This is a genomic window from Thermoanaerobaculia bacterium (genome assembly GCA_035260525.1).
Classification (GTDB): Bacteria; Acidobacteriota; Thermoanaerobaculia; order UBA5066; family DATFVB01; genus DATFVB01.
This window is the reverse complement of the sequence record DATFVB010000114.1, coordinates 1-11,432: the sequence shown is the minus strand read 5'-3', so window position 1 is coordinate 11,432 and position 11,432 is coordinate 1. Positions and strand designations below refer to the sequence as shown.

The window sequence follows — 11,432 nt, the reverse complement described above, 5'->3', positions numbered from 1 at the left end:
GAGGAGGCCCCTCATCCGGATGAGGTCGATGACGCCCTTGAGCATGGCCTCGCGTCCCCAGGGCAGCTGGAGCACGAGCGGATTCGCGTTCAGGCGCGAGCGCATCATGGAAACGGTCCGGTCGAAGTCGGCACCGACGCGGTCCATCTTGTTGACGAACGCGATCCGCGGGACGCCGTAGCGGTCCGCCTGGCGCCACACCGTCTCCGACTGGGGCTCGACCCCCGCGACGGCGTCGAAGCAGGCGACGGCCCCGTCGAGCACCCGCAACGACCGCTCGACCTCGGCGGTGAAGTCGACGTGGCCCGGCGTGTCGATGATGTTGATGCGCACGTCCTTCCAGAAGCAGGTGGTCGCCGCGGACGTGATCGTGATTCCGCGCTCCTGCTCCTGGACCATCCAGTCCATCGTCGCGGTGCCCTCGTGCACCTCGCCGATCTTGTAGTTGACCCCCGTGTAATACAGGATGCGCTCCGTCGTCGTCGTCTTGCCGGCGTCGATGTGCGCCATGATCCCGATGTTGCGGGTGTCCTTGAGGGAGTGGGTGCGCGGCATGATTCAGTTCAGCTCGGCTCGATTTACCAACGGTAGTGGGCGAAGGCCTTGTTGGCTTCCGCCATCTTCAGGGTGTCGTCTTTCTTCTTCATCGCGCCGCCCTTCAGGTTCGACGCGTCGAGGAGCTCGCCCGCGAGCTTCTCGCGCATCGTCCGCTCGCCGCGCGCTGCGGCGTACTCGATGAGCCAGCGGATCGCGAGCGATGTGCGGCGGTTCGGACGGACCTCGACGGGGACCTGGTAGGTCGACCCGCCGACGCGGCGCGACTTGACTTCCAGCGCCGGCTTGACGTTCTCGACCGCCTTCTTGAAGACCTTCATCGGGTCGTCCTGGGTCTTCTCGGAAACCATCTCGAGCGCTCCGTACAGGATCCGCTCGGCCACGCTCTTCTTCCCCTGCTTCATGACGGAGTTGACGAACTTCGTCACGAGCTGGGAGTTGTAGACGGGATCGGGCAGGATTTCGCGCTTGGGGACTTCTCTTCGTCTCGGCATCGGTTAAGCCTTCGGGCGCTTCGCGCCGTATTTGGAGCGGCTCTGCTTGCGGTTGGCGACGCCCACGGCGTCGAGCGTTCCGCGGATGATGTGGTAGCGCACGCCCGGCAGGTCCTTCACGCGGCCGCCCCGGATCATCACGATCGAGTGCTCCTGCAGGTTGTGGCCGACGCCCGGGATGTACGTCGTCACCTCGGTGCCGTTGGTGAGGCGCACGCGCGCGACCTTGCGAAGCGCGGAGTTGGGCTTCTTCGGCGTCGTCGTGTAGACGCGCGTGCAGACGCCGCGCTTCTGCGGCGAGGCGTTCAGCGCGGGGCTCGCCGTCTTGTAGCGGACCGCCTCGCGACCGCGCCGGACCAGCTGGGAAATCGTCGGCATTCTCTTCGACCTCCGAATCCGCCCGGGCAAAGAAACTTCACGCGGCGGCTTCGATTCTTTCGTCTCCCCGGCCTCCGGGTTTTGCCGCACCCGTTGGCCGAGATCGATCGTCTCCCTGTCTTTCGGATAACTCCGAGAGTCCCGGGGAAAACCCGCTAATACTAAGAGTCTAGGGGCTCTGTGTCAAGCGCAAAGACGCCCGCGCGACCCGGCGGTCGCTCCGCCGGAGAGCGACCTGACTCCGGCGCGAACCCCGTCTGCGCCGAATTGCGGGCCGGGCCACCTTCGTCGATCGCCGGAATGCCTCCCGGGTTCCCCGAAAAGGGCTCCCGATGCCGGTGAGATGCTCTCGGCGACCGAGATCCGCGCGCTCCCGGATCGCCCCCCCGGTGAACAGAAATCGCCGCCGCCCTTTCCCGAAGATCCTGTACGCCTCGAATCGGCCGGTGATCCTGATCGTACCGGCAGGTCCCTTCCAGCCATACAGATACGTCATTTCTCGGGCGACGGCGGATCTTTCGCCATCTCCCGTGTGAGACGAATCGAAACATGCGTCCGTTGCGGAAACGAGTAGGGCAGAAGAGAAGGAAACCGCCCCGCGGCCACCGACCGGACGAGCGGAAGGTCCGGCCCGTGGTAAGCCTCGACGATGTATCCCCGCCTCTGCAGATCGAGCAGGACCGCCGTTTCCTCGATCACGTAACTGCGAAGGAAGCCCCGGGTCTCTCGGGACAGAGAACCGTCGGACGTCCCTCGGGTTCTCGCGACGTATTCGTCGACCTCCCGCCTCAGGGCGGAACGAAAACCGGAATCCGCTTCCCCGGACTCCCCCAGAGCTCGAATCGTTTCGCAGACTTCCGGCGCTCCGAGGAGGTCCGCCCAGTCCAGAAACCCGGCGGAGACCGAATCGCTCTCCGCCAGAACGCGCTCGATCCGCCGCCGCACGGCGGACGCCTCCGACGCGGCCCCGCTCGAAGCCTCCCCTTCGGACGCGCCCTCCAACGCCATCCGGTTCCAGCGGGCGAGGTACGAACCCTCGACGACCACGATCTTTCCCGCGTGCGCCGAAAGCCAGGCGAGCGTCGCGGCGAGGCGTCCGCTGTTGGAAGCGGAGGAGCGGTGGCTCAGCCCGAGAGAGGCCGCGGGCCGGCCGTGGTCGAGAAAGGAAGCCAGCCGGGGACCGTGCGAATGCGCGGGATCGATCTCCACGGACCAGCCGCCCATCGGCCCAGCATACCGAATCGAGGGAACTCCGCCCGGGTTTTTGGTACGGTCCGTTCGATGCGAGTGACCGATCTCCGCACCGGCGGTGAATCCGGATCGCGCCGCGCGTCGGCAAGAGTCGAATGGGAGGACGGGGATCGCCCGCCCCTCGACCTCTTCTTCGAGACCGAACCGGGGCCTTGGGACGATTTCGGGGCGGAGCCGAATGCTTTCCTGCTCGCCTGCGCTTTCCCGGCGATGCGGCACCGGGAGAGGCGGATCTTCATCGAGGGCGCCGTCTGCCCGGTGCTGTGCGAAGGGCTCGCGTCCGCCGCGCGGGTCCTGGAAGGGTGGTATGGGCCTCCCCGGCGCCTGCCGGCCGTCGAGCCCTCCCGCGGCTTCGCCGCCGCCGTCCCGGCGAGGCCCGCCCGCGCGGGAGTCCTGTTCTCGGGAGGTGTCGACTCGCTCCACCTGATCCGCTCGAATCGCCGGACGTTTCCGGCCGGTCATCCCCTCTCCTTTTCCGACGCCGTCTGGGTCACGGCCTGGGACGCCCCCGAGCGCGGAACGGCGGCCCTGAGACGCGAGGTCTCGCGCCCGCTCGCCGAGACCGGAATCGCGCTCAGCCACCTCTCCTCCAACCTGCGCCTCCTCGACATGGACCTCGAGTTCTTCGCGCGCGAGTACCTTTCCGCCGCGTTCCTCTCGGGAGGGCATCTCCTCCGGCGCCTTTCGTCCCTCTCGATCGCCTCGACGGCGCCCGCGGACCGAGCCGCACCGTGGGGCTCGCATCCCCGGCTCGATCCGCGGTTCGGTTCGGCCGCACTGTCGGTGCGGCACGAGGAGGGGGGCGTTGCGCGGCTCGAAAAAATGCGATCGGTCGCTCGCTGGCCGACGGCGATCGAGACACTGCACGTGTGCAACGACGAACCGGAAGGAGACCGGCTCAATTGCGGAAGGTGCGAGAAATGCGTCGAGTCGATGACGGAGCTGATCGCGGTCGGGCGCGCCGGCCCGTGGCCGACGTTTCCCGACGTCGACGTCACCGCCGAGGCGATCCTCTCGCTCCCGGTTTTCCAGGACGTCGCCTCCGCGTGGCAGACGCTGCCCGATCCGCTCCGCGAAGCGGGGCGCGATGATCTCTCGCGCGCCGTCGTCGAAAAGCTGCGCGAGCGCGAAGCGGCTCGGCGATGGCACGAGAACCGGAACTGGAGCGGTTGGCTCCGTCGCGCGGATCGCCGCTGGCTCGGCGGGCGGCTCGCCCGGGCCTACCGCCGGGCTCGACCGGGGTCGGGGCGCGGAGAGCGGGCTCCGCGCTACGCGCCGGGATCGTCGGCCGACGGGCCATAGATCGACGGGACCTTCGCTCCCATCGGGCGCAGATAGGCCGAGAGCTGGCCGCGGTGATGGATCGCGTCGAAGAGGAAGCCGAACAGCATGTCGCCGAGCGGCGCCTCCCACGCGACGTTGCCCCCCATCAGGAATTGCGCCTTCTTTTCCCACGCGGTGTCGTCGATCTGCGTCAGCCGGGAACCGAGCGCCGCGAAGTTCTTCTCGAAGGCCGCCACCGCTTCCGAAACCGCCGGGGCCGGCTTCTGGACGAAATCGACTTTCCCGTGGTCGACGAGCTCGCAGGCGTCGCCCCATTCGCTCGCGAGGGTCCACACGAGATCCGCCGCGGAGTTCGAACGCGGATGCGGCCGATACGCGCCCTGGTCGGCCGGAATGGCCCGCATGACGCGGAGGAACTTCGGCTTCTCGGCCTCGAAGCATTCCCGGAAGTATTCGCGAACGGTCTTCATGGCTTCTCCTCCTCGAGAGAACGAATGATCTCCGGATTCCCGCGCCGGAGCAAGGGCGCGAGAAAAGCCCCGGCGTTTCCGCCGGGGCTCGCTGCATCCTTTTCCCTCCCGGGTGCGCGGCGAAGGCCGGGGCTTCGCACCCTGCCCCCATCCCCTCCCCATATGGGGAGGGGTGGCCGAAGACCGGGGGCTTCGCACCCTACCCCCCTCCCCTCCCCACGTGGGGAGGGGTGGCCCAAGGCCGGGGAAGGGTACGCGGCGAAGCCGCGCCTAGATCTCCTCGTCCGCCTCGAAGTCGGAATCGGCTTCCGCGAGCGCGAGGTCGTCCAGGTTGTCGGTCAGGAACTCTTCGACGACCGGCTCGATCTCCGGGATGTCCTCCTTCTCGAGGACGACGTCGCGGTAGTAGCTCATGCCGGTGCCCGCCGGGATGAGGCGCCCGACGATCACGTTCTCCTTCAGGCCGCGGAGCGAGTCGACCTTGCCGGAGATCGCCGCCTCGGTCAGCACGCGGGTCGTCTCCTGGAACGACGCCGCCGAGATGAGCGAGTCCGTCGAGAGGGATGCCTTCGTGATTCCCAGCAGCAGCGGTCGGCCGATCGCCGGCTCGCCGCCGGCGGTGATGACGCGCTCGTTCTCCTCGGTGAACCGGAACCGGTCGACCTGCTCGTCGATCAAAAACTCCGTGTCGCCGACCTCCTCGATCTTGACCGACCGCATCATCTGGCGGACGACGACCTCGATGTGCTTGTCGTTGATCGCGACGTTCTGCGAGCGGTAGACCTCCTGGATCTTGTCCACCATGTAACGCTGGAGCTCCTTCTCGCCGAGGATCGCGAGCACGTCGTGCGGGTTGATCGGTCCGTCGATCAGCGGATCGCCGGCGTGGACCTTCTCGCCGTCCTGGACGTTGACGTGCGTGTAGCGCGGGATCAGGTACTCCCGGACCTCGTTGTCCTCCGAACGGACGATGATCTTGCGGAGGCCCTTCGTGATCGGGCCGTACTCGATGGCCCCGTCGATCTCGGTGATGATCGCGGGCTCCTTCGGCCGCCGAGCCTCGAAGAGCTCGACGACGCGGGGAAGGCCGCCCGTGATGTCCTTGGTCTTGGTCGTCTCGCGCGGGATCTTCGCCAGCGTGTCGCCGGGATGGATCTCCTGCCCCTCGGTGACCATCAGGTGCGAGCCGATCGGGAGGAGATACTTGCGGTCGGGCTTGCCGTCGGCGGCCCCCTTCGTGTGGATGACGAGCTGGGGCGACCGCTTCTCGGCGCCGAGGGACTCCACGATGATGTTCTGGGAGAGTCCCGTGACCCGGTCGGTCTCCTCGCGGAGGTTCTCCCCTTCGACGATGTCCTTGAATTCGACGCGCCCGCCGACTTCCGTGAGGATGGCCGAGGTGAACGGGTCCCACTCGACCAGCTCCTGGCCGGGCGCCACGTCCTGGCCTTCGGTCACCTTCAGGTTCGAGCCGTACACGACCGAGTAGCGCTCCTTCTCGCGCCCCTTGTTGTCGAGGATCGTGATCTTTCCGCTGCGGTTCACGACCACGAGGCTGCCGTCCTTGCGCGCGACGGTCGTGACGTTGAGGAACTTGACCTTGCCCGGGTTCTTCGCGACGTGCTTGGACTGCTCGGTCACGCGGGAGGCCGTGCCGCCGTAGTGGAACGTCCGCATCGTGAGCTGGGTGCCGGGCTCGCCGATCGACTGCGCGGCGATGACGCCGACCGCCTCGCCGATCTCGACGAGGTTGCCGGTCGCGAGCATCCGTCCGTAGCAGCGGCGGCAGACGCCGCGGCGCGTCTCGCAGGTGAGCACCGAGCGGATCTTGACGCGCTCGATTCCCGCCTCCTGCACCGCGGAGGCGAGCTCCTCGGTGATCTCGTCGCCGATCGACAGGATCTTCTGCTCCGTGAGCGGATCGAGGATGTCCTCCTGGGCGACGCGCCCGACGATGCGGTCGCGCAGCGCCTCGAGGATGTCGCCCCCTTCCATGATCGCGGTGACCACGATGCCGTCGGACGTCCCGCAGTCCTCCTCGATCACGATCACGTCCTGGCCGACGTCGACGAGGCGCCGCGTGAGATAGCCCGAATCGGCCGTCTTCAACGCGGTGTCGGCGAGGCCCTTGCGGGCGCCGTGGGTCGAGATGAAGTACTGCAGGACCGAGAGGCCCTCGCGGAAGTTCGCGACGATCGGGTTCTCGATGACCTCGCCCGAGGGCTTGGACATGAGGCCGCGCATCCCGGCGAGCTGCCGCACCTGCTCCTTCGATCCGCGAGCGCCGGAGTCGGCCATGATGTAGATGGGGTTGAACTCCTGGCCGGACTGGTCGGACCGCTTCATCTCCTTGAACATCTCGTCCGAGACGGCTTCCGTCGTCCGGTGCCAGATGTCGATGATCTTGTTGTGGCGCTCGCCCGCGGTGATCACGCCGGAGGAGCGCTGGCTCTCGACCTCGAGGACCTCCTTGTTCGCCTTGTCGACCAGGTTGACCTTCTTCTCCGGGATCAGCATGTCGTCGACGCCGATCGAGATGCCGGCCTTGGTCGCGTAGAGGAAGCCGGTCTCCTTCAGCTCGTCGAGCATCTGCACCGTCGCCGCCGCGCCGTACCGCAGGTACGAGAACGTGACGAGGTCGGAGAGCCCCTTCTTCTTGAGCAGGCCGTTGATGAACGGGAACTGCGCCGGGAGCGCGCGGTTGAAGATCACGCGGCCGACCGTCGTGTCGATCAGCGCCCGCTCGATCTTCTGGATCTCCGCGTGGATGATGTCCTGGTCGTTGTACTGCGTCGTCAGGTCCAGATAGTCGCCCGTGTAGCGCACGCGGATCGGCGTGTGGGTGACGACCTCGCCCTCGGCGTGCGCGAGCATCACCTCGTCGAAGTCCGCGAAGATCCGCCCCTCCCCCTTCGTCCCGGGCCTCGCCTTGGTCAGGTAGTAGCAGCCGAGCACGAGGTCCTGCGACGGGACGGCGAGCGGCCGGCCCGAGGCGGGCGAGAGGATGTTGTTCGAGGAGAGCATCAGGAGGTGCGCCTCGATCTGGGCCTTCGGCGACAGCGGAACGTGGACGGCCATCTGGTCGCCGTCGAAGTCGGCGTTGAACGCGGGGCAGACGAGCGGGTGGATCTTGATCGCCTTCCCCTCGACGAGCACCGGCTCGAAGGCCTGGATGCCGAGGCGGTGGAGCGTCGGCGCGCGGTTCAGGAGCACCGGGTGGTCCCTGATGACCTCCTCGAGAGCGTCCCAGACCTCCACGTCGCCCTGCTCGACGAGCTCCTTGGCCGCCTTGATGGTCGGGGCGAGGCCCTTCTTCTCGAGCCGGTTGTAGATGAACGGCTTGAAGAGCTCGACGGCCATCTTCTTCGGGAGGCCGCACTGGTTCAACTTCAGCTCCGGGCCGACGACGATGACCGACCGGCCGGAGTAGTCGACGCGCTTGCCGAGGAGGTTCTGCCGGAACCGCCCGGTCTTCCCTTTGAGCGTGTCGGAGAGCGACTTGAGCGGCCGGTTGTTCGACCCCTTGAGCACGCGGCCCCGGCGGCCGTTGTCGAAGAGGGCGTCGACGGCCTCCTGCAGCATGCGCTTCTCGTTCCTCACGATGACTTCCGGCGCGCGGAGCTCGAGGAGCTTCTTCAGCCGGTTGTTCCGGTTGATCACGCGCCGGTAGAGGTCGTTCAAGTCCGAGGTCGCGAAGCGTCCGCCGTCGAGAGGCACGAGCGGGCGGAGCTCCGGCGGGATGACCGGGATGACGTCCATGATCATCCACTCGGGGCGCTGGCCCGATTTGCGGAACGAGTCGATGACCTTCAGGCGCTTGGCGGCCTTCTGCTTCTTGATCTGCGAGGTCTCGGTCTTCATGACCAGGCGGAGCTCTTCGGCCTGCGAGTCGACGTCGACCCGGCGCAGCAGCTCCTGGATCGCCTCGGCGCCCATGCGGGCCACGAAGACGTCTCCCCATTCGCCGCGGACCTCGCGGTAGCGCTCCTCGGAAAGGAGCTCTTTCTCCTTCAGGTCCGTCTCGCCCGGGTCGATCACGACGTACGACTCGAAGTAGAGGACCCGCTCGAGGTCGCGGAGCGACATGTCGAGCAGGTGCCCGATGCGCGAGGGCAGCCCCTTGAAGAACCAGACGTGCGAAACGGGCGCGGCGAGCTCGATGTGGCCCATCCGCTCGCGGCGAACCCGCGACTTCGTGACCTCGACGCCGCACTTGTCGCAGACGACGCCGCGGTGCTTCATCCGCTTGTACTTGCCGCAGAGGCATTCCCAGTCGGTGATCGGCCCGAAGATCTTCGCGCAGAAGAGGCCGTCCCGCTCCGGCTTGAAGGTCCGGTAGTTGATCGTCTCGGGCTTGGTCACCTCGCCGAAGGACCACGACCGGATCTTCTCCGGCGAGGCGAGCGACACCCGGATCGAGTTGAAATCCTTCAAGCTGGTCGGTTGATTCATCAACGTGAGCGTTTCCAATTGCCCACTCCTTTCGAACTCTGGCATCGTTCCGGTTACCGCTTCAGCAGCTCGACGTCCAGGCACAGCGATTGGAGCTCGCGCACCAGCACGTTGAACGACTCGGGGAGGCCCGGATCCTCCGGCACCTCTCCCTTCACGATCGACTCATAGACCTTCGACCGTCCTTCGACGTCGTCGGACTTCACCGTCAGGAGCTCCTGGAGCGTGTAGGCCGCGCCGTACGCCTCCAGGGCCCAGACCTCCATCTCGCCGAACCGCTGCCCGCCGAACTGCGCCTTGCCGCCGAGCGGCTGCTGCGTGATCAGCGAATACGGCCCGATCGAGCGGGCGTGGATCTTGTCGTCGACCAGATGCGAGAGTTTCAGCATGTAGATGTAGCCGACGGTGACCTTCTGTTCGAAGCCCTCACCCGTCATGCCGTCGTAGAGCGTCGTCTTCCCCGACGACGGGAGGTTCGCGTCCTTGAGAAGCGTCTTGATCTCCCCTTCCGACGCGCCGTCGAACACGGGGGTGGCGACGTGGAGGCCGAGCGCCCGCGCGGCCCACCCGAGGTGGGTCTCGAGGATCTGCCCGACGTTCATGCGGGAGGGGACGCCGAGCGGATTCAGCACGATCTCGACCGGCCGGCCGTCCGGCAGGTACGGCATGTCCTCTTCCGGAAGGATCCGGGAGATCACGCCCTTGTTCCCGTGGCGGCCGGCCATCTTGTCGCCGACCGAGAGCTTCCTCTTCATCGCGACGTAGACCTTGACCAGCTTGATGACGCCCGGCGGGAGCTCGTCCCCCTTCTGGAGGAGGTCGATCCGGTCGGCGTTGACCTTGTTCAGGACCTCGATCTGCGAGTCGGCCCGGGCGAACACCCTGCGGACCTCGTCGCGCGCGGCGTCGTCCTTGAGACGAGCCGAGAGGAGCTCCTTCTTCGAGAGGCGGGCGACGATCTCCGGCGTGAGCTTCGCGCCCTTCTTGGCGACGACCTCGCCGCGGCGGTCCTCGACGTCCTCGAGGAGCGTCTTGCCGTCCAAGATCGACTGGACCTTCTTGTTGGCTTCCTCCCGGATGATGCGGATCTCGTCCTGGCTGTTCTTCTGGAGCTTGGCGATCTGGTCTTCCTCGATCTGGAGCGCCCGGACGTCCTTCTCGATCCCCTTGCGGGAGAAGATCTTGACGTCCACGACGATCCCCTCGATTCCCGGAGGACACTTCAGCGAGGCGTCGCGCACGTCGCCGGCCTTCTCGCCGAAGATCGCGCGGAGGAGCTTCTCCTCGGGGGTCAGCTGCGTCTCCCCCTTCGGGGTGACCTTGCCCACGAGGATGTCGCCCGGCTTGACGTTGGCGCCGATCCGGATGATGCCCGACTCGTCGAGGTCCGCCAGCGCGTACTCCGACACGTTCGGGATGTCGCGGGTGATCTCCTCCGGCCCGAGCTTGGTGTCGCGCGACTCGAGGTCGAATTCCTCGATGTGGATCGAGGTGAAGTAATCCTCCTTGACCATCTTCTCGGAGATCAGGATCGCGTCCTCGTAGTTGTAGCCGCGCCACGGCATGAACGCGACGAGGATGTTGCGCCCGAGGGCGAGCTCGCCCTCGTCGGTGCACGGGCCGTCGGCCAGCACCTGGCCGCGGGCGACGCGCTCGCCTTCGACCACGATCGGCTTCTGGTTGATGCAGGTGTTCTGGTTCGACCGGCGGAACTTCACGAGCGGATAGATGTCCGCGCCGAATTCCTTGCCGGCGACCCCTTCGCCTTCCTCTCCCTCGACGCGGACGATGATCCGCTCCGCGTCGACCTGGTCCACGACGCCGCCGCGCTTGGCGAGCACGACCGCGCCCGAGTCGCGGGCGACCGTGCGCTCGAGGCCGGTGCCGACGAGCGGGGCCTCGGCCTTCAGCAGCGGGACCGCCTGGCGCTGCATGTTCGATCCCATGAGCGCGCGGTTCGCGTCGTCGTGCTCGAGGAACGGGATCAGGGCCGCCGCGATCGACACGAGCTGCCGCGGGGAGATGTCCTTGTAGTCCACCTTGTCGCGCTCGACCGAGATGAACTCGCCGTTCAAACGCGCGATGACCCGATCCTCCTTGAGCCTCCCGTGGTTGTCGGTCTCGGCGTTCGCCTGGGCGATGACGAAGTTCTCCTCTTCCCAGGCGGAGAGATAGAACGCGTACGGCTCGGCCTCGGCCGCCTTGCGGTGGCCGGAGCGGACCCGCTCGTTCTCCTCCTCGAGCTCCTTCTTCTCGACGATCGACCCCAGCTTGAACTTCGTGTCGCCCACGCGCGTGACGCGGAAGTGGTCGAGGACGCGGCCGCGCTCCACCTTCTTGTAGGGCGTCTCGATGAAGCCGAAGTCGTTGATGCGCGCGTAGCACGACAGCGACGAGATGAGGCCGATGTTCGGCCCCTCCGGCGTCTCGATCGGGCAGACGCGGCCGTAGTGCGTCGGGTGCACGTCGCGGACCTCGAACCCGGCCCGCTCCCGCGAAAGGCCGCCCGGCCCGAGGGCCGAGAGCCGGCGCTTGAGCGGGAGCGGGC

At 67.0% G+C, this 11,432-nt stretch carries 8 protein-coding genes; 1 reads left to right on the top strand and 7 read right to left on the bottom strand.

All coding sequences use genetic code 11. The features are described 5' to 3' along the window. The 4 genes from VKH46_05590 to VKH46_05575 form a co-directional block, all read right to left on the bottom strand. On the bottom strand, window positions 1-555 hold a 555-nt coding region (locus VKH46_05590), incomplete at its 3' end, for a GTP-binding protein (protein ID HKB70297.1). Between the two features lie 23 nt (window positions 556-578). Continuing rightward, complete coding sequence (gene rpsG, locus VKH46_05585; protein ID HKB70296.1) at window positions 579-1,049, bottom strand: 30S ribosomal protein S7; 471 nt, start codon at window positions 1,047-1,049, stop codon at window positions 579-581. A 3-nt stretch (window positions 1,050-1,052) separates the two neighbouring features. Beyond that, the gene (gene rpsL / locus VKH46_05580; GenBank protein HKB70295.1) at window positions 1,053-1,427 is read right to left on the bottom strand and encodes a 30S ribosomal protein S12; all 375 of its coding nucleotides are present in this window, start codon (window positions 1,425-1,427) and stop codon (window positions 1,053-1,055) included. Window positions 1,428-1,919: 492 nt separating this feature from the next. After that, window positions 1,920-2,651 (bottom strand): tRNA-dependent cyclodipeptide synthase, encoded by a 732-nt coding sequence (locus VKH46_05575; protein ID HKB70294.1) that lies wholly within the window; start codon window positions 2,649-2,651, stop codon window positions 1,920-1,922. 57 nt (window positions 2,652-2,708) lie between these two features. On the opposite strand from VKH46_05575, the gene VKH46_05570 reads away from it, so the two are divergent. After that, entirely contained in the window at window positions 2,709-3,980 is a 1,272-nt protein-coding gene (locus VKH46_05570) for a hypothetical protein (GenBank protein ID HKB70293.1), read from the top strand. Here VKH46_05570 and VKH46_05565 read toward each other — a convergent pair. The 3 genes from VKH46_05565 to rpoB form a co-directional block, all read right to left on the bottom strand. Next, complete coding sequence (locus VKH46_05565; GenBank protein ID HKB70292.1) at window positions 3,947-4,432, bottom strand: DinB family protein; 486 nt, start codon at window positions 4,430-4,432, stop codon at window positions 3,947-3,949. The genes VKH46_05570 and VKH46_05565 overlap by 34 nt on opposite strands. 270 nt (window positions 4,433-4,702) lie before the next feature. Then, complete coding sequence (rpoC, locus tag VKH46_05560; GenBank protein HKB70291.1) at window positions 4,703-8,884, bottom strand: DNA-directed RNA polymerase subunit beta'; 4,182 nt, start codon at window positions 8,882-8,884, stop codon at window positions 4,703-4,705. 53 nt (window positions 8,885-8,937) lie between these two features. Continuing rightward, a partial coding sequence (gene rpoB, locus VKH46_05555; GenBank protein HKB70290.1) for a DNA-directed RNA polymerase subunit beta occupies window positions 8,938-11,432 on the bottom strand: 2,495 nt, incomplete at its 5' end.